Raw genomic sequence first — 20,530 nt, 5'->3', positions numbered from 1 at the left:
CAAAGTGTAAAGAGTTATTTATAGAAAGAGGGGAGGAATTTCCCTCTCCTCTTTTTTTTATATCTAATTGTTTTTTTTATATCTAATTGGTTGTATAATATTAAAAATAGAAAGAAAGTTTTTCGAAAATAAATTTTTGGTTTTATAGTAATAAAGGATGAAATCCTCCTCCTCTTCTTTATTCGTACGAAGAGGTTAAAGAAATCATTATTTTGTGAGAATTAGATAGAAACTTTAGAAATAGAGATTTTTAAAAAATAAGCTTCTAAAAGAGTCTGGATCGATCTCACCCTTTCTCCTTCGCTATACGTACCTATGAGGTTAAAGAAATAGAGAACGGGTTAAAAGTTAGAATTGTGAAGATATATTTTAAAAAGTTAAAAGAATTAAGAATCAGTGAAGATTAGAACTATAGGGGTATTTTTGAAAAAAATTAAAACTAAAATATTGGCAAAACTTAGGTTTTGGAATTTCTAAAGTGAGTATATTATCAAACTCAAGGAGGATTGAAATGAAAGGTGTTAAAATCTTTTTAATATGGACTATTATAAGCGTATTGAATGCCCTTTTAGTATGGGCTATTATCGTCCTATTCCTTCTTGCAAACTATGGATTAGGTATAGTAATAAGTGCTTTTCTTGTCTTAACAGACTGGGCTATATTTTCTAAAAAAGCTTATCCTTATAGATACACCTTACCTGCTTTATTTTTTCTATTTATTTTGACAATATATCCTATATATTACACAATAGATACCGCTTTTACGAACTATGGAACTGGACATTTATTTACCAGAACTAACGCTATAGATACTTTATTAAAAGATCCTACTTATTATTTTGAACCAGAAGATGCAAAAACATATGACTTTAAAGTATTTGTGAGATACGATGCACAATATAGACCTACTGAAGACTTTTTACTTTTATTATACGATGAAGATGAAATGTATTTAGCTGAAAAACCAACTATTTTGGAGTATGATTCCACTGGAAACTTAATATATACTGAATCAGAATTATTTGTAGTAAATAACAATATATCAGAAATTGACGGAAATATTTATGAAATAATAAGGCCTGCAGAGAGTGCAAGTGATAAAGGGTATGATCATATAATCGCAATCGAAAAAAATGGAGATGTTAGATACACCTATTTTTATTCTCCTACAGATTCCACTACCTTTACGAATTCTGCATTCTACAACTCAGTTTTAAGACAAAATTATATAAAATCATTAAATTTGAAACTTGGAGATCAAAACTTTAGACTTTCAAGTGCTTCTGTTTTTAGAAAATTTGGGGAAGCGTATAGAGTTTATGATACTGCTGTAAAAGTTATAATAAATGGAGAAAGAGAAATATACAAAACTGTAGTTGTAAACACTTTAACTAATAAAGAACTTATAGAAAGAGATTCGGCTTTTTGGGATTACAATGAGAATGGTAAGCTAGTTAGGCTTATAGGGTACAAAAGTTATGTGGGGGGAGAAAATTTTTCAAAGATTATTACTGATCCAAGAATTTCAGGACCATTTTTTAAAATATTTGGTTGGACTTTTGCATATGCAGCCTTAAGTGTACTATTTACATTTATTATAGGGTTAATATTTGCTATGTTATTAAATGATACAAAATTTAAAGGAAGGATTATATACAGGACATTATTGATAATTCCTTGGGCAATTCCTGCTTTTATATCGGTATTAGTGTGGAGAAATGGTTTTTTCAACGAAACCTATGGAATAATAAATAGATTTATACTCGGAAATTTGGGAATAAGTCCTGTTAAATGGCTAAATGATCCATTTTGGGCAAAAGTTTCGGTGTTGATAGCTAATACATGGTTAGGATTTCCATATATGATGACAATAACGCTTGGTTCTTTACAAAGTATACCAAGTGAGCTTTATGAAGCTGCGGTTATAGATGGAGCATCAAGATGGAAACAATTTAGACAAATTACTTTTCCTTTGCTGATGGTAGCAGTTGCTCCTTTACTTGTAATGAGTTTTGCTTTCAACTTTAATAACTTTACAAACATATATCTTTTAACTGGAGGAGGCCCTGCTATGGTTGGAACAAATACACCTGCAGGATCAACAGATATATTAATTTCTTATGTCTATAAACTTGCATTTGAAGGCTCGCAAGGACAAGATTTTGGATTTGCATCAGCTATTTCCATTTTAATATTTGCCATCATAGCCGTATTTAGTTATTTTAATTTTAAATTCTCAGGTTCCTTTGAAGAGGTGAGTAGATAATGGCTATGATAGAAAAGAAGAATTATACATTAAGACACGTAATAATGATAATTTGTGTAATAATAATACTTTTTCCTTTAGTGTGGTTGATATCAACATCCATAAGAAGGGATAATGCAGCATTCTCACCTAATCTCTTTTCAAACAGAGTTACTTTGAACAATTATAAAGATTTAATATTGCAAACGCCAAATGTGCCTGAAATAATAAACGAATTAAACGCTATCAGCTCTTATATAGGAAAATATAGTGACATAACAGTAGAAGAAGCTATTAAAATTTCTAATAATTATATAGACCAATTAGAGGATTATTTTTCAAAAACGATCCAAAATTTTGAAAGTGTCGAAAAGGCTTATTTAGATGCCTTATCTCTATATGAAAACACATATAAAGACAAAATATATGCTGATATTAATAAATTAAGAGAAGAAGATTATAATTTACTGCAAGAGGAATTAAATAACACACTTGCTTTAGCCTCAGATCTTGGCATAAATGTTGAGATTTCAGAATTACAATCTTTAATAAATGAATATTTTTTAGAAAGAAAAGAACTATTAAAATCACTTGAAAATAGTTCGTTGAATAAAGAAAGTACCTATTACTTAGAAACAATGAATACTTTACTTCAAATTCCATTAAAAACCTCAACTTGGAGAGTTAGAACATACAGAAGATGGATAAATGAAGAACCAGAAGCAGAAAGTTACGGAGAAGATATTTTATTATTAGAAGAAAAATGGAAACAAATAGAAGAGCAAATTGAAAAATTCAAGCAAAATATTCAAACTCAGGCAAACAACATTTATGGTGAAACATTTAATCAGATATCTAATTATCAAACCCAACTTTCAAATATCAATTCACAAATTTCACAAATTAGTGCACAACAATCTTCTCTGTGGCAACAAAATAGTAAACTATTCACAAGTTTGACTGCCATTGCTGAAATTTTTATGATGGAAAAAGAAAGAGTGGAATCTTCTTATTTAATTTTAAAAAATTATAATTATGAAAATGTGCAAGGTAAAGAACCTTTATTTGGAGAAGATAAACTTTTCTATGAGACGGTTCAAAAATTTGCAAGCATAATGTCTGTATCTTATGATAACTTAAATTCTATCGATACTTTTATTCAAAATGGGTTTGTAGAGACTTTGGAACTATATAGTGAGGTTTATAAATTTCTCAACGATAATTTTCAAAAAGTTTTTGCTATAAAAGATTTAACCGAAATATCGGCTGCTTATCAGGCTATAAAGACATCAACTATAAAAATGTCAGTCTCTTCAGATGAATTAGTTTCTTTAAGTACTTTATATAATGAAAATATGGAGCAACTTGTAAAATACAGTAATCAAATTGAAATATTAAGAGAACAAAGAAACGAAATCCATGAATCGTTAAACATTATAATGGAGAATAGCACAGATATTATTAATAAAATATCAAAAATTGAGAATATTCCTTATTTATTAGTAACTTTGGAGGTAGCTGCTCAAGAAATAACCAATAACTTTGAGGCAACAAACTATGCTTCGTTCATGAACTCAAGGTATTATACTTATTTTAGACCTGCTTTAAATAGATACGCTTTAATGAACTGGTATAACAATTTTACAGAGTCAATTCAACGGTTTGAGCAAGGAAGAGAAAAACTTTTAGAAATTCAAAATAAAATGAACAGTAATTTAAACATGTACAAAAACAATCTAAAAGAATATCTGAATTTAAATTTTGGAGGAACTACAGCGAGAATATTACCTCTTGTTGAAATGCAAAATCTATATAATACACAATATGGAAGTGCTTCGGCTGATATTGCACGAGCATCAAGATTAGTCAGCAACTTATCAAATACCACTCCATATAAAGAATTAAAAAATAAGCTTAGAGAGATCGATAAAAGTCTTTATTTATTGCAACAAGATTGGTCAGCAAAAATAAGAAAGCCTTTCATGAGGTGGTTACTAAATTCTATCATCGTAGCTGGTACTGTAGCCGTATTAACCGTTCTTATGACATCAATAGGAGCATATCCTTTTTCAAGAATGAGATTTGCAGGAAGACAACAAGGTCTATTCTTTTTAATGATAATTCAAATGTTTCCGGGAGTTATGTTCATGATAGCTATATATGGCATTTTAAAATTTATGGGAGACTACTTTGGAATTCTTGGATTAGATTCCTTAGATGGATTGATCTTTGCATATATGGGAAACGTCGCCTATAATATGTGGTTGTTTAAAGGTTATTACGACACGATTCCTGATTCATTAGAAGAATCAGCTATGATAGACGGTGCAACAAGATTTCAAACATTTTGGAGAATTGTACTTCCTTTGTCTTTACCGATAGTTGCTGTTGTTATGATACTAACTTTCATGAATATATTCAACGAATTCGTTATTGCAAGAATTATTTTGCAAAGTGAATCCAATTACACATATGCTGTTGGATTACAAACTTTTTCAACAGGTCCATATGAAACGGAATGGGGATTGTTTACAGCAGCTTCTTTATTAGGTGCTATTCCTATGGTTATTTTATTCTTATGTCTCCAAAGATGGATAATAGGAGGACTAACGCAGGGTTCCGTAAAAGGTTAAAGAAATTAAAGTAATTTAAAAAATATCGGTTCTTATTGAACCGATATTTTTTAATGCTAATATTTGAAAGAACTATTACCAATAAATTCTCTTATTATTGAAGTTCTTGGGATTTCGTCTAATTCCGTAATAGGTAGAAAATAATCTAAAAATCTCAATAACCTTTTAGCTTCAGTATATTCAGGAATAGAGTTATCAATTGATAATAATAGCGGTTCCGCAAAATTTTTTAAAACTGCTAATTCATATACCAAATGTGAATTGAACATAACATCAGCTTCTTCTTGATAAGGAAATATATTTCTATGTTCACCTTTTACAACAGAAGGCCACATTTTTAAAGTACTTTCTGCAGAATATCCTCTAAAACGATAATCTCTAACTATTCTTCTAATAAGCCTTGTATCAGTCGTTGGAATTCTATCCATACTATCTAAGTTCATTTGAGTTAATGAGCTCACATAAATTTTAAATTTTTTATCCTTAGGAATAGCCGAAGTAAGAGCTTCATTTAATCCATGAATTCCTTCAATAATAACTGGATGATTTTGGTCAATCCTTAGTGGTTTATCTTGCCATGATCTTGTGCCTGTTCTAAAATCAAACTTGGGTAATATTACTTCCTTTCCCTCTATTAAATCTTTCATAATTCTATTAAACAAGTCTAAATCTAACGCATTTATTGATTCAAAATCATAATTGCCATCCTCATCACGAGGGGTTTTTTCTCTTTCAAGGAAAAAATCGTCTAAAGAGATAGAAAGTGGTTTTAATCCATGAACCTTTAATTGAAGAGCTACTCTTTTAGCACTCGTTGTTTTACCTGAAGATGAAGGTCCCGCTATAGTTATTAATCTTATCTTTTCCCTTTTTACTATTTCATCAGCAATTTGAGCGTACTTTTTTTCATGTAAAGCTTCTGAAACTCTTATAATTTCTCTCACACTTTCAGGACCCTTAGAAATAAGTAAATTAAGTTCACCAACTGTTTCTATGTCCATTATATCAAGCCAGTTTTTATATTCTTCGAATGTAGCAAACAACTTTGGAGAATGTATATATTCGGGAACTTCATTGGGAGATTTTTCTGTAGGATGAAGAATGACAAAACCTTTTTCAACTTTTTTTAATTTGAATTTTTCTAAATAACCTGTTGAGTATGGTAAATATCCATAAAAATAATTAAAATATTTCCCTGCAAAGTATATATTAACTGTGCTTTTTTTTCTATATTTAAAGAGTAAAGCCTTATCTTCTTCTCCAATTCTTTTAAACATTTCTATCGCATCAAATTTATCAATGGTTTTCTTTTCAAAAACAATATTTTGTTCCACAATATCCCGCATTTTATTTTCCAAACAACTCAAATACTCCTCAGAAGGTTCCCCTAATTTTAATTCACAGTACATTGCATCACTTAAAGTATTATTAACGTATAATTTGTCTTTAGGATTAATTTCTTTCAAAGCTATATAAAATATAAAAAACAAACCTCTTCTATATATTCTAACCCCATCAGGCGTTTGAATATCACAAAACTGAATATTTCCGTTTTTTGAAACTTTGGCAAAAAGTTCTTTTATATCATTATTTACTTTTACATATAAAACTATCTTACCTGTTCTCTTTTCATATTCTTTTGCTAATTCTATATACTTTGTATTTTCATCGGCTTCATAAATTTCTCCCGTTTCAACATCTTTTAACTGATATTTCATTTATCAAAATCTCCTTTCTATAAATTTCTATAAATAATATAATATCTTTAGAAAATATGAAACTCCTATTAAATGTTTTGAATTCTAATTTTGACCAATTCTCTATTTCTTTAACTTCTTCGATACTTGTACCGAAGGAGAGGGGGCTCCGCCCTGGATCCGTTATAAATTCAAAAGCTTATTTTCTGAAAATTATCATTTCTAAAGTACCTAATTTATTTCTAATACTTACTTTAGAAATCCCAAAATCCTTATTATATATATGTTTTAGAATTGATTTTTTACAAAATACCTTCCCGCTTCTAATCCTCACTAATTCTGAATTTTTTTAACTTTTTGGGTACTTGTACCGAAGAAGAGAGGGCTTCACCCTGGACCCGTTATAAATTCAAATTCTCATTTTTGGAAAACTCCCATTTCTAAAGTTTCTAATAAATAATTTACTTATTGAGTTTCGTGGCTCCTTTTGACTTGTGACAAGAAAAAAGAATAAAAACCCGGGTCTACCCCGGGCTATGGAGCGGATAACGGGATTCGAACCCGCGACCCCTTGCTTGGCAAGCAAGTGCTCTACCGCTGAGCTATATCCGCATTTTCAACTAATACATAATGGAGCAGGTGATGGGGCTCGAACCCATGACCTCCGCCTTACCAAGGCGGCGCTCTACCGACTGAAGCTACACCTGCAATTAACTATATTCAACATAATCATATAAATTATACTATATTTAATCATTACCGTCAAGATTTTATTCATTACAATGTTCTTTATATTATTACTTATGTTTAAATCCATTAATCTGCTTTTAAAAATACTTATGAAAAACAAAGCTATTTCATTAATTTTTAATGTAAAAATCATATAATATATTTAACTATACACCTTTTAAAGAAATTTAAATTATTTTTAACTTTTATAAAATTTGACAGAAGATACATAATTTGCTATAATTTTTTTGACATATAATTTTCTAAATTTATTTTACTTATTAGAAGTATACAAAACTGAAAAGGGGGTTTTAACATGAAAAAGATAGCGATCATGGTAGGAATACTTGTTTTAGTTGTTTCGATATTTTCAGCTCCACTTGCTGTAGGTATTAAAGTGGGAGAACCAACAGGCCTTTATGTAAGAAATTATATGGGAAACAATCACATTGGATTTACCGCAGCATGGTCTTTTTCTCACAATTCTTTCGATTTGTATGGAGATTACAACTGGATTTATCCTAATTTGTTGCAAGGAATTGATTTTCATTATGGTTTAGGAGCCGTTGCAAGAGTAAGAGAAGAAAGTTTTAATGTAGGATTGAGATTCCCATTTTCATTTAATTACGATTTCCCGCAGGTACCTATTGTTGTCTTTTTAGAAGTGGCTCCAGGAATTGGCATTATACCAGATTTTAAATTCAACATCGGTGGTGGTTTAGGTTTCGCATATAAGTTTTAAAAAGTTATTAGTTGTTTGACAAATTTTGAAAAAGGTGATATAATATTAAAAATTTAATCTGAGGTTTAGAAATGAAAAAAGAAAAGATAACTAAGATTGATTTTGTAGAAAAAAATAAAAATATTGTTAATACAAGAAATTGGTGGTGGCATCTTTAATAGGGATGCCACTGCGTTGTTTGCTTTTTATTAATAAAAGGGCATCCCTCTAAAGGATGCCCTTTTTATTTGTAGAGGTTCTTCCTCCTTAAAAAGGGCGAAGAACCTCTTTTTATTTATAAAAAGGGCATTTTGAATGTTCGCTTAAAATGAAGGTTTTAGAATTTCTAAATTGAGTAAAACTTTATTAGAGACTTTAGAAAAGATAATTTTTCAGAAAATAAGCATTTGAATTTAAAGTGGGTTCAGGGCGGAGCCCCCCTCCCCTCCTTCGGTACAAGTACCGAAAAAGTTAAAAGAATTAAGAATTAGCGAAGATTAGAGCTATGGAGGTATTTTTGAAAAAAATTTAAAACTAAAAGATTGGTAAAACTTAGGTTTTGGAATTTCTAAAGTAGGTATAAAACTTTATAAACGGGAGGAAAACATGAAAACTATTACAAATTATAACAAATACAATGTTTTACCTATTATTAAAACTATTAAATACAAAGCCATAGATCCTGCTCTTCTTTATGAAGGCCTAGCGCAAATGTTTGAATATTCTTTTATTCTTGAAAATATAAGGTTTAAAGAAAAAATATTTTCTTTTATTGGGATTATTCCAGAAAAAATTATTAAATTTGAAAAAGACAAATATGATCATTTTTCCCTTATAATCCAAGCTCATACTTCCAGTAATCAATATCTTATAGATCAGGAACCAATAGAATACTTAAAAAAAGAATTGAATTATATAAAGGGACCTATTTTACCGAACATCCCTGACTTTTATTGTAGTTTTGTTGGGTATTTTGGATATGAAATGATTGACTTTTGGGAAGATATCTACCATAAAAATAAAGGTAAAAAAATAAAATATGGTGATCTACCTCTAACAACCATGATTCTTCCAAAAGTTTCTTTAATTATTGATCATAGTGAAAGATTAATTCATGTTGTTAATTGTGTTTATTTAACTAAAGACAAAAATTTTCAAAAGGAATTGTTAGAAGCAAATTTTGAAATAACTCAAATGGAAAAGAATATTAAATTATTACTTGATTCTTTTGAAAAAGAAAAAGATTCGAATTTTATATTTATCAATTCTTCAAATTATACCTCAGTTGAAAACCTTATTTTTCATACTAAAAAAAATGAATTCTTAGATAAAGTATGCAAAGCAAAAGATTATATTAACTCTGGGGATGCTTTTCAAATAGTTTTATCTCAAAAATTTTCTATCGAATTAACTTCAAATTCTTTTGAAATATATAAAGCATTAAGAATAATGAACCCATCACCCTACATGTTTTATATAAATACTCCTGAAGTTCAAATCTTTGGAACCTCTCCTGAAATGCTTGTAAAAGTTGAACAAAACAAAGTTATTACAAGACCTCTTGCCGGAACTAAAGCACGAAATAAAAATTTGGAAAAAGATCTTCAAGTAGAAAAAGAACTCTTGAATGATGAAAAAGAAAAGGCTGAACATATTATGTTAGTTGATTTGGCAAGGAATGATTTAGGAAGGGTATGCATAGAAAAAAGTGTCAAAGTAACTAAGTTGTTTGGCATAGAAAAGTACTCACATGTTATGCATATTTATTCCCAAGTAGAAGGAATAAAAAAAGAAACCATTAGTTCATTGGATGTATTAAAAAGAGTTTTTCCAGCCGGTACTGTCTCAGGAGCTCCAAAAATACGTGCGATAGAAATAATCAATGAATTGGAAGACGAGCCAAGAGAGATATATGCTGGAGCTATTGGTTATGTTGATCACAATGGAAATTTGGATACAAGTATTGCTATAAGAACTATCGTATGTAAAAAAAATAAGGCGATCATTCAAGCTGGCGCAGGAATAGTTTCTTATTCTGATCCTGAAAAAGAATACTATGAAACACTTAACAAAGCAAAAGCATTATTTAAAGCTATAGGAATTACAGAAGAGGCTTTTAATAATTTTTGATATAAATAAAAATTTCTAAAAGGGGGGTAACTCAATGATCTTGTTAATAGATAATTATGATTCATTTACTTACAACATATATCAGTATATAAGCCAATTTGATGAAGTTTGTGTTTTTAGAAACGATAAATTAACGCTTAAAAAAATAGAAGCTCTGAATCCTTCTCACATAGTAATATCTCCCGGACCTGGAACGCCATATGATGCAGGAATTTCGATGAAATCTATTGAGTATTTTAAAGAAAAAATACCCATATTAGGAATATGTTTAGGGCATCAATGTATAGCTGCTACTTTTGGCAGCAAGGTAGTTAGAGCTAAAGAAATATATCATGGCAAAACAGCGGAAATCTTTTTTAATGAAGATGATGATATTTTTAAAGATATCGAAAATCCATTTATAGCCACAAGATATCATTCTTTGATAGTTTCTCATGAAAAATTTCCCTTTGACTTAAAGATTTTAGCTCTTACAAAAAATGATGAAATTATGGCTATAAAACATAAATTATTTCCTATTTATGGTTTTCAATTTCATCCAGAGTCAATACTTACTACTGTTGGTTTGAAATTATTTGAAAATTTTTTTAATATAAAAAGGAGTGTGAACTATGTTTAATTACTATCTACAAAAAATTATAAAAAAGCAAAATTTGAGTTTAGAAGAAATGGAAGATGCTATGAGAATGATTATGGAAGGAAAAGTAACTAACAGTCAATTAGCAGGATTTTTAGTTGGATTAAACATGAAAGGAGAAACCATCGAAGAAATAACTGCAAGTGCCAGAGTTATGAGAGAAAAAGCTCTATCTTTTAACTTGATAAATGATAATCTTATTGATACATGTGGAACAGGAGGAGACGCTAAAGGAACTTTTAATATTTCTACTGCTGTTGGTTTCGTATTAGCAGCTTCCGGAGTTCCTGTTGCCAAACATGGTAACAGATCAGTTTCAAGTAAAAGCGGTAGCGCAGATGTTTTAGAATCATTAGGAATAAATATATCTCTCTCTAATGAGTTAATTGAGGAATGTCTAAAAGAAATAAATATCGCCTTTTTATTTGCACCAAATTTTCACAAAGCTACAAAATATGCCTCTACTGTAAGAAGAGAGTTAGGAATCAGAACTATTTTTAATCTATTAGGACCTTTAACTAACCCTGCAAAAGTAAAGTACCAATTAATGGGCGTATACGACGTTAACCTCGTCTATCCAATTGCAAAAGTTCTCAAAAATTTAGGGGTTAAAAGAGCTTTGGTTGTTCATGGAGCTGGAGGAATAGACGAATTTTCTTTAGCCGGTAAAAACAAAGTAGCGTTTCTAAAGGGAGAAGAGATAGAAGAATTTGAAATATCTCCTGAAGATGTTGGACTAAGAAAATACAGTTTAGAGGAAATTAGAGGAGGAAGTCCAGAAGAAAACAAAAATATAATTTTAAGCATATTTAATGGTGAGAAAGGTCCAAAAAGAGATGTGGTTTTGTTAAACTCAGCAGCAGCTTTTATTGTTGTTAACAAAGTAAATACATTTCAAGAAGGTATAAAATTGGCTCAAGAAATTATAGATAGCAAAAAAGCATTAAATAAACTTCAAGAAATGATTGATTTTACAAATTTTTTATATTTACAAAAAGAATTTGCTAATTAGGTACTTTAGAAATGAAGATTTTCTAAAAATAAGCTTTTGAATTTAAAATGGGTTCAGGGCGAAGCCCTCTCCACCTTCCCTTGGCTACAAGTATCAAAAGATTAGAGAAATTAAATGTGGACTTTAGAAACAATAATTTTTAGAAAATAAGCTTTTAAATTTAAAATGGGTTCAGGGCGGAGCCCTCTCCCCCTTCCCTTGGCTACAAGTATCAAAAGATTAAAAAATTTAAATGTGGACTTTAGAAACAATAATTTTTAGAAAATAAGCTTTTGAATTTATAACGGGTCCAGGGCGGAGCCCTCTCCCCCTTCCCTTGGCTACAACCATCAAAAGATTAAAGAAATTAAATGTGGACTTTAGAAACAATAATTTTTAGAAAATAAGCTTTTGAATTTAAAATGGGTTCAGGGCGGAGCCCTCCCCTCTCTTTCGCTACAACTACAGAAAAAGATAAAAAAATTAGTAAGGACTAGAAGTGCGGAGGTATTTTGTAAAAAGTTAAAAGTTGAAATATTTATAAAATATGAAGTTTAGAATTTTTAAAATGAGTCTATTAGTTAATTAAAGGAGGAATTTTTATGTATTTAGAAAATATTATAAAAACAAAAGAAGAAGAAATCTCAAAATTATTCGAAAAAAGAAATTCCTTAAAAGAATCTTTGAAAAAGAAAAATCTAACGTTAATTGCAGAAATTAAAAAATCATCACCAAGTAAAGGTATTATCTCAAAAGATTTTGATCCCTGCAAACAATTGAATGCATATATAGAGGGCGGAGCAGACGCTATTTCGATACTTACTGATAAAAAATATTTTCAAGGAAGTCCGGAAATTCTTAAAAATTTGAGAAATAAAACTACTCTTCCAATTCTCAGAAAGGATTTTATTATAAATCCTATACAAATATATGAAAGTTTTTTACTTGGAGCCGATGTAGTTTTGTTAATCGCTAAAATTTTAAGTAAAAAAGATATAGAAATTTTTTTAGAAATATCTCATGAATTAAGATTAGAGGCTATAGTAGAAATCCATGATTTTGAAGATCTTGAAAAGATATTAGATACAAAAACAGAAATTCTTGGTATAAATAATAGAAATTTAGAAAACTTTACTGTCGATATTACAACTACAGAAAAAATTTTAAATAAATTAGAAAAATTAAAAAAAAGAAATGAATTTTACATAGTATCTGAAAGTGGGATAAAAGATAGAAATGATATAATTTATCTTAAAAATTTGGGAGTGGATGGAGTTTTGATAGGAGAAGCACTTATGAGAGAGAAAGATCCTTCAGAAAAAATAAAAGAACTTTTCCCTGAGAAGGAGTTTATAAAAAATGGTTAGAATAAAAATTTGTGGAATAACTAATTTGAAAGATGCTTTGGAAATTTCCTCATTGAATATACATGCTTTAGGTTTTATACTTTCAGATAGTCCAAGAAAAATAAAGCTTTCAGAAGCTATAAAAATTTCATCTTTTCTACCTCCTTTCATAAATAGAGTTGCTGTTGTAGTTAATCCTTCAATTTTGGAATTGGAATCAATAGAAAATTCTAAAGCATTCGATTATGTACAATTTCATGGCAATGAAGATTTAAATTTAATAAAAAGATGCAAATTAAAAACAATAAAAGCTATAAAAATCAGTAAAGAAACGTCAACAAACAACTTAAATGTTGAAGAATTAAAAGAGATTGTAGATTACTTTCTTTTTGATACAAAGGTTGAACAAAAATTAGGAGGTACAGGCAAAACTTTTGATTGGAACATTCTCAAAAAATTAAACATCAATAAGCCCTTTATATTGGCAGGAGGTATAGGTCCTGATAATGTAATTCAAGCATTAAATGAATTAAACCCAGTTGCAATAGATTTAAATAGTAAAGTTGAAGAAAGTCCTGGTAAAAAAAATATAAATTTAATAAAAAAGACATTAGAAATTATCAAAAATACTTAAAAGTGAGGAGGAAAATTGATGAAAAAAGGTTATTATGGGCAATATGGTGGTCGTTTCGTTCCAGAAACACTAATCCCAGCTTTGGAAGAGTTAGAGGAAGCATATGAAAAATATTCAAAAAATCCTGATTTCCTAAAAGAGTTCAACGGATTGTTGGCTGATTATAGTGGAAGACCAACGCCGCTTTACTATGCCGATAGATTGGCTGAATATTTAAACGGCGCAAAAATATATTTAAAGAGAGAAGATCTAAACCACACAGGTGCTCACAAGATCAATAATGCTTTAGGACAAGTTTTACTCGCTAAGAAAATGGGTAAAAAAAGGATTATTGCAGAAACGGGGGCGGGCCAACATGGTGTTGCAACTGCAACTGCAGCGGCAAGATTTGGATTAGAGTGTATTGTATATATGGGAGCAGAAGATATAAAAAGACAGGCTTTAAATGTTTATAAAATGGAAATGTTGGGAGCAAAAGTTGTACCCGTTTATAGTGGAAGCCAAACATTGAAAGAAGCTATAAATGAAGCTATTAGAGATTGGGTAACAAATGTTGAAGATACTCATTATGTTATTGGTTCCGTTGTTGGCCCTCATCCTTATCCTATGATAGTTAGAAATTTCCAAAGAATAATCGGTGATGAAACAAAAAAACAAATTATTCAAAAAGAAGGGAGACTACCAGATTATATAATAGCCTGCGTCGGTGGTGGCAGTAACGCCATGGGAATATTTTATCCATTTGTTGAAAATCAGGAAGTAAAATTAATTGGAGTGGAAGCCGCTGGAAAGGGCTTAAAAACAGAATATCATGCTGCTTCTTTGACTAAAGGAAGAATTGGCGTACTTCACGGAAGCAAATCTTATGTTCTTCAAGATGTAGATGGTCAAATTCAACTTGCTTATTCAATTTCAGCTGGATTAGACTATCCAGGAGTAGGTCCGGAACACAGTTACTTGCATGAAATAAAAAGAGCTATATACAAGGCAGTTACCGATGAAGAAGCAATAGAAGCTTTTGAACTACTAACAAGGCTTGAAGGCATAATACCAGCATTTGAAAGTGCTCACGCACTTGCATATACTATGAAATTAGCTCCTCAATTAGATAAAAATAAAATAATCGTAGTTAATCTCTCAGGTAGAGGGGACAAAGATGTGGATTCATACAGAAACCTAAATAGGAAAAAATAATTTAAAAAACTTTAGACCAAATTAAGCCCTTCTTACAAATTAGAATTTTGGAATTTCTAAAGTGAGCATATAATTTATTAGGAACTTTAGAAATGATAATTTTTCAGAAAATAAGTTTTGAATTTAAAATGGGTCCAGGGCGGAGCCCTCTCCCCCTTCCTTCGGTACAAGTACCGAAAAACTAAAGAAATTAAGAATTAGTAATGGTTAGAAGTGGGGAGGTATTTTGTAAAAAAATCAACGCTGAAATATACAGATAATAAGGATTTTGGAATTTCTAAAGTGAGCATATAATTTATTAGGGACTTTAGAAATGATAATTTTTCAGAAAATAAGTTTTGAGTTTAAAATGGGTCCAGGGCGGAGCCCTCTCCCCCTTCCTTCGGTACAAGTACCGAAAAACTAAAGAAATTAAGAATTAGTAATGGTTAGAAGTGGGGAGGTATTTTGTAAAAAAATTAACGCTAAACCATACACATAATAAGAATTTCAGAATTTTTAAAGTGAGCATATAATTTATTATTAGGAGGTTTAAAATGCTTAAAATTCAACAAATTTTTAATAATAAAAAAGCTTTTATAACATACATAACTGCCGGTAATCCGGATTTAGAAACCACAAAAGAAATAATATCTGAACTTAATAAAGCTGGAGTTGACATAATAGAGATTGGAATTCCTTTTTCTGATCCATTGGCTGACGGTCCAGTAATTCAGGAAGCTAGCCAAATGGCAATAAAAAAAGGAGTAAATCTCTCTAAGATATTTAATACATTAGAAAGTTTAAAAGGAAGAATCAATACACCAATTGTGTTGATGGGATATTATAATTCTATCTTAAATTATGGAATTGACAAATTTATGGAAGATTGTAAGCGTACCAACGTTTCGGGAGTAATAATACCGGATTTACCGTTTGATGAAGAACCAGAATTCTATGAAAAGTTAAGAGAAAATGACATAGACGGAATATTGTTGGTTGCTCCGAATACATCTGAAGAAAGATTAAAAAAGCTTTCAAATTATGCAACGGGATTTTTGTATTGTGTTTCCCTTATGGGAGTTACAGGAGACAGTAAAGGACCTGTTGAATACATAAACGATTATATTCAAAAAATCAGAAAATATATTAATATACCAATAGCTATCGGTTTTGGAATAGACAATCAAGAAAAAGTTAAATCTTTAATCGACTATGTAGACGGAATCATTGTTGGAAGTGCTATTATAAAACTTATTGATAAAAATAAAGATAACAAAGATAAAATGTTCGAAGAATTAAGAAGTTTTGTAAAAAATTTGAAAGTTTGGTAATTATAATTAATACAAAACGGGCTTATAGCCCGTTTTTATTCTTTTAAATATACTCGCTAAGCTTCTGTGCAACCTCTTTAACTATACTTTCTACAGTCCTACTACTTATCGTTGCCCCTGTTATCGTATCAACATTTACATTATTGTAATTTAATCCCTCAAATTGCGATAAAAACTCACGTTCTGTTATTTTATCGCCCATACCTGTGGTTTCATTTTGTTCAATAATACGAACTCCTTTTAATGTACCATCGGTATTTAAACCTACAGCAACTTTAATGGTATCTATGAATCCTTTCTTGCTACCTATTCCTATATACCCCACAGTTTTGCCGTCTTTATAAACTTGATAAATATTCTCTTCTAATCTTCTAAATTGAGAATTCGGAAAAATTTCCTTAAAACTTCCTGGAACTTCATCTTCATATTCCATCACAAGCTTCTCAACTTCAGAAAGTTCTGCTTTTATATCCATTTCTAACTCTTTTATTATCTCCGAAATCAAAGAAAGTTCGTTTATTTTTTGTTCGATTTCTTTTAAGTCCTTTTGTAATGCATTAAATTGTTCTTGAGTTACCAAATTATCATGAATTGAAGGAGCAGCAACAAAAAAACCTATTATAAATCCTAAAGCAACTGCCAAAATAAATGAAACAACCATTCCACCCTTACTATTCAAACTCATACCTTCTCCTCCTATGTTTTTAAATTTTTACTCCCCTTAGAAATTCAAAAAAATAGATTTTATCAATATTCTTAGTTTAAATTTTTTTGAGATACCTATTTGAACTCTTAAACTTTTAAATTCTATTCTGAAAATATCTAAATATAAGTGAAATATTTAATTATGATAATTATATCATTTTTTAAAAGGTAATTTCAAATGAATATGCAATTCATTTGAAATTACCAAATCAATTTTTTGAGTTTCTATCAACATCATTAATAACTTCTTTTGTTTCTTTTATTTTTCTAAAAAATTCTCCACAACTTTCACTAATTGTTCTAAATCATCTATTAAAGGAGAATGGCCACACTTTTCCAAATAAACTAAAGTCGCATTATTTCCAATATCTGCTTTAATATCCAGAGCCATCTGTTTGGGAACAACTAAATCATTTTCTCCCCACAATATTAATGTTGGACACTCAATTTTTGAAGCTCTGTTATCGCCGTGTTTAACACCGTTAAATTCATTACTTATATTAAAGGTTGCTAAAGCGTAGTCTACGTCAACTAAGTTTCTTTGTGTTAGCATATCTTCAAGATATTCTTCGTACTTTGCATCATCCGGCTTATTATGGGTGTATATAGTGGCTTCCCATATTCTTTTAAGCATTTCTTTATCTTTATTTTTGTATGCACTGAGAATGGGAAGTACTTGAATGGGATCCTGTGCTATTTCTTCTTTCGTTTTTAAAAATTCTCCTATTATAGGTTTTCCTGTAACATCTTTTTTAAAAATCGGATATCCACGGGTTCCTACAGATTCCAATAAAACGAGTTTTTCAACATATTCAGGGTAATCTGCTGCAAAAACCATACAGACTCCACCGCCAGTTGACCAACCGATCAAACTAAACTTTTTAATGCCAATTTCATCAACAAAAAGTTTTAAATCTTCTTTAAAGTCATCTAAAGAATTTATTGGAGTATTATATGTAGAAATTCCAAATCCTCTTAAGTCAGGAGCATAAACGGTGTATTTAGGATCTAACGCATCAATAAAAACATCCCAATGTTTTGAAGAAGTCATATTTCCATGAATTAATAGAAGGATTTTTTCTCCTCCCTTTCTATATCTGTATCCAATAGTTTCACCATTTGGAATATTTACCTGATTCAAAATTACGTTCATTTAAAACACCTCCTAAATAATTAAATATGAATTATTTCTTACTTTATTATATATAATTTTAATTTAAGATATAAACACTACTAACAGTAGTTGTGAATAATTATAAACAACCCAAAATAATTAAAATTGCTTAGATACAAAAATCTCATTTTTAAAAATTTTTATTTTTTACATATGGATAGTTTATAAATTAAAATTAAAAGATTGATAATGCAGCCTGATCTCCAGTTATTGGAAAAGAAATAACTGAGAACCAGATTTGGGTGATTACGCTTTACACTTTTTGTTTTATCCCATAATCCCTCCAAATATAGATTGGAGAAAAATGAAGGAAATAATAAAATAAAAGTCAAGGGTGAGAACATGAAAAATAAAAAAGTACAAAAGATCAAATTATGATGACTATGTTTTTGGTGTCAAGAAAGGTAGAGCTAAATCTATTATTTCTGATTATTCTAAGATTTATCCTATCATTTATGAATCAGCAGGTATAGATAGGTCTGATGATTATAACAATTCTAATGATTCTGTTTATCTTAAAAGAAAACTTAGTTATTATGAAAAGATTCTTCTTGAAAAAGAATTACAGCTGAGAATAGTAATGGATGAACTTGAACTTTAAAAAAATATGAACCACTATTGGATATTATTGATGCTTTGATAAAACGATTGTTCCTTCACAGATAGGACATACAGGTAAAGAAAACGATTTCATCAAAGCTGTTCATACAGAAAAGCTAATCCTAAAGAACTCATAATCAGAACAGATAACGGTTCTCAATTTAAATCAACAGCAACTGAAGTTTTTATGAATAAGGTGATTCTTTGAATTATATGACACAAAATGAATTTAATAAGATGTTCGAGAATAATTCAGATTCTTATTTTAATTCAAAAACTATTTTTTATGAAAAAATGAGATTTTCTTATTTATTCTCCAATAACATAGGATCAGGCCGGTCCTAATGTGTTTTGTTTTACTTTTAACTCTGCACTTTGTTCTTCTAATAAGTTTAATATTTCTACTCTCATTTCTTCCGTTTCTTGTATTATCATCTCTTGGGATTCTATGGTTTGTACAATTTGATTGAACACATTAATTTAATCTAGTAAATAAATTCTTTGTGTTTTGAAAACTTTGTTTAAGCTCTTCTGTTGCTATTACCATACCATCTTTAATCAATTCTAATGGAATATTTAGCTCATTAAAAGAAGAAAATACATTATTTTATTGCTTGCTTCTAATGATGAAAAATATATAAAAGAAAGTTGCATAATATTATCTAATATTTCAATTGATCTATCTGAATAAAAAACTAAAGTTGAAAGAAATTTTTTGTCAGCAAGATATTTAACATTCAAAATACTTGTTTTAAATCATTAGAAATATTTGTAAAATCTTGATCTATAAGCCTTTCCTGAATTGAACCAAATTACCTAAATTAAACAAGCTTTCATAAGTTTCTACGTAACTTTTTAAATTGACAATTTCCGTCGATTCACTTGCTTCATTCATAAAATCATCTTTTATATTACTTATATTAATCAAAAAATTTTTTTGTGTCTCAGCATCATAATATATTACATAATCTTCTAAAGCTAAAGCTGCTTCAAAAAAATTCATTTCTATTTCTGAAATTCTACTTGTTTCGTCAGATAAATTTTTATAACTTTTCAGACCTTGATTAGAAGTTATCAAAGAATAAATAAGGATTTGGTTTTCCAAGACTTAATACAGAAATATCAATATAACTTGCAATAACATACTCTAACAACATTGTTTCCTGACTTTGACAGTTAAGAGGGGAAATTGAAGGAACCCCAACGGTAGAAAGCGGGTTTGATAACAAAAAAGAAGAGAAAAAAAATCAAGTGTAGTGACATGATTAGTATGTATAATTTCTTATTTCTGTTGACTTCATAATTGTTTTCATGGTATAATATAAGTGACATTATGAAGTCAAGGGGTGATTTTTATCTTTCTTAGAACTGTAAAAAATAACGAAGGTAAACAGTATCTTCGAATAGTAGAAAGTTATCGAGAAAACGGTAAAACTAAACAGAAAATCATAGCTAATTTAGGTAGAGTTGATTTAATAAGTGTAAAAGAAGCAGAAAATATAATTAGAAAGTTAGAAGAGATATTTGGGATAAAAGAAGGTTTAAAGATAGAAGAGATAGAAGAAGAACCAGAAAAGAAGAATTACGGGATAAAAGTAATAGTGGACAGATTGTTTAAAAAGTACGACATGGATGAATTCTTTAAAAACATTGATGAAAAGACAAGGTTTGATGTACAAGAGCTTTTGAAAATAATGGTAATGAACAGGATATTAGAACCAAAAAGCAAGTTAGGGATATTCAACAATCTTGAATATTATTGTAAAAGTCAATACCATAGT

The 20,530-nt window shown here is 29.5% G+C and carries 15 protein-coding genes, 2 tRNA genes and 1 pseudogene; 11 read left to right on the top strand and 7 right to left on the bottom strand.

Going from position 1 to position 20,530, the window contains the following annotated elements; genetic code table 11:
• Window positions 1–511: 511 nt before the first annotated feature.
• Window positions 512–2,266 (top strand): ABC transporter permease subunit, encoded by a 1,755-nt coding sequence (locus tag X924_RS07135; protein WP_121958244.1) that lies wholly within the window; start codon window positions 512–514, stop codon window positions 2,264–2,266.
• The gene (locus X924_RS07130) at window positions 2,266–4,878 is read left to right on the top strand and encodes a sugar ABC transporter permease (protein ID WP_121958243.1); all 2,613 of its coding nucleotides are present in this window, start codon (window positions 2,266–2,268) and stop codon (window positions 4,876–4,878) included. The genes X924_RS07135 and X924_RS07130 overlap by 1 nt, the downstream gene beginning before the upstream one ends.
• 56 nt (window positions 4,879–4,934) lie before the next feature.
• Here the strand turns inward: X924_RS07130 and X924_RS07125 are convergent, their stop codons facing one another.
• The 3 genes from X924_RS07125 to X924_RS07115 all read right to left on the bottom strand — a co-directional run bounded on the left by X924_RS07125 (window position 4,935) and on the right by X924_RS07115 (window position 7,283).
• Complete coding sequence (locus X924_RS07125; protein ID WP_121958242.1) at window positions 4,935–6,596, bottom strand: nucleoside kinase; 1,662 nt, start codon at window positions 6,594–6,596, stop codon at window positions 4,935–4,937.
• Between the two features lie 516 nt (window positions 6,597–7,112).
• Window positions 7,113–7,187 (bottom strand) — tRNA-Gly (locus X924_RS07120).
• Between the two features lie 19 nt (window positions 7,188–7,206).
• Window positions 7,207–7,283, bottom strand: a tRNA-Thr gene (locus tag X924_RS07115).
• A gap of 337 nt (window positions 7,284–7,620) precedes the next feature.
• Here X924_RS07115 and X924_RS07110 point away from each other — a divergent pair.
• From X924_RS07110 to trpA, 8 genes are all read left to right on the top strand, one after another.
• Window positions 7,621–8,046 carry a hypothetical protein gene (locus tag X924_RS07110; protein WP_121958241.1) on the top strand — a complete coding sequence of 142 codons (426 nt, stop codon included), beginning with the start codon at window positions 7,621–7,623 and terminating at the stop codon, window positions 8,044–8,046.
• 585 nt (window positions 8,047–8,631) lie between these two features.
• A complete protein-coding gene (locus X924_RS07105) occupies window positions 8,632–10,155 on the top strand; it encodes an anthranilate synthase component I family protein (RefSeq protein WP_121958240.1) in 1,524 nt (507 codons plus the stop codon).
• A 34-nt stretch (window positions 10,156–10,189) separates the two neighbouring features.
• On the top strand, window positions 10,190–10,774 hold the full coding sequence (locus tag X924_RS07100; RefSeq protein ID WP_121958239.1) for an aminodeoxychorismate/anthranilate synthase component II: 585 nt from the start codon (window positions 10,190–10,192) through the stop codon (window positions 10,772–10,774).
• The gene (gene trpD, locus X924_RS07095) at window positions 10,767–11,804 is read left to right on the top strand and encodes an anthranilate phosphoribosyltransferase (protein WP_121958238.1); all 1,038 of its coding nucleotides are present in this window, start codon (window positions 10,767–10,769) and stop codon (window positions 11,802–11,804) included. The genes X924_RS07100 and trpD overlap by 8 nt, the downstream gene beginning before the upstream one ends.
• Window positions 11,805–12,385: 581 nt before the next feature.
• On the top strand, window positions 12,386–13,150 hold the full coding sequence (gene trpC, locus X924_RS07090; RefSeq protein ID WP_121958237.1) for an indole-3-glycerol phosphate synthase TrpC: 765 nt from the start codon (window positions 12,386–12,388) through the stop codon (window positions 13,148–13,150).
• On the top strand, window positions 13,143–13,763 hold the full coding sequence (locus tag X924_RS07085) for a phosphoribosylanthranilate isomerase (protein ID WP_121958236.1): 621 nt from the start codon (window positions 13,143–13,145) through the stop codon (window positions 13,761–13,763). Before trpC ends, X924_RS07085 begins: the two co-directional genes overlap by 8 nt.
• 18 nt (window positions 13,764–13,781) lie before the next feature.
• Window positions 13,782–14,957, top strand: coding sequence for a tryptophan synthase subunit beta (gene trpB / locus X924_RS07080; protein WP_121958235.1), 1,176 nt, complete (start codon window positions 13,782–13,784; stop codon window positions 14,955–14,957).
• Window positions 14,958–15,493: 536 nt separating this feature from the next.
• A complete protein-coding gene (gene trpA, locus X924_RS07075; protein ID WP_121958234.1) occupies window positions 15,494–16,270 on the top strand; it encodes a tryptophan synthase subunit alpha in 777 nt (258 codons plus the stop codon).
• A gap of 43 nt (window positions 16,271–16,313) precedes the next feature.
• Here trpA and X924_RS07070 read toward each other — a convergent pair whose 3' ends face one another.
• The 4 genes from X924_RS07070 to X924_RS07060 all read right to left on the bottom strand — a co-directional run bounded on the left by X924_RS07070 (window position 16,314) and on the right by X924_RS07060 (window position 19,854).
• Entirely contained in the window at window positions 16,314–16,955 is a 642-nt protein-coding gene (locus X924_RS07070) for an FMN-binding protein (RefSeq protein ID WP_121958233.1), read from the bottom strand.
• 279 nt (window positions 16,956–17,234) lie between these two features.
• On the bottom strand, window positions 17,235–18,128 hold the full coding sequence (locus tag X924_RS07065) for an alpha/beta fold hydrolase (RefSeq protein WP_121958232.1): 894 nt from the start codon (window positions 18,126–18,128) through the stop codon (window positions 17,235–17,237).
• Between the two features lie 951 nt (window positions 18,129–19,079).
• Window positions 19,080–19,223: a hypothetical protein gene (locus X924_RS10165; RefSeq protein WP_158245345.1), complete on the bottom strand. Its 144-nt coding sequence runs from the start codon at window positions 19,221–19,223 to the stop codon at window positions 19,080–19,082.
• A 310-nt stretch (window positions 19,224–19,533) separates the two neighbouring features.
• On the bottom strand, window positions 19,534–19,854 hold the full coding sequence (locus tag X924_RS07060; RefSeq protein WP_146255681.1) for a hypothetical protein: 321 nt from the start codon (window positions 19,852–19,854) through the stop codon (window positions 19,534–19,536).
• Between the two features lie 241 nt (window positions 19,855–20,095).
• On the opposite strand from X924_RS07060, the pseudogene X924_RS07055 reads away from it, so the two are divergent.
• Window positions 20,096–20,530 (top strand): annotated as a pseudogene (locus tag X924_RS07055) (hypothetical protein); the annotation flags it as partial.

The organism is Petrotoga sp. 9PWA.NaAc.5.4, assembly GCF_002895485.1.
GTDB lineage: Bacteria > Thermotogota > Thermotogae > Petrotogales > Petrotogaceae > AZRK01.
This window is presented reverse-complemented; position numbering and strand designations above follow the sequence as displayed.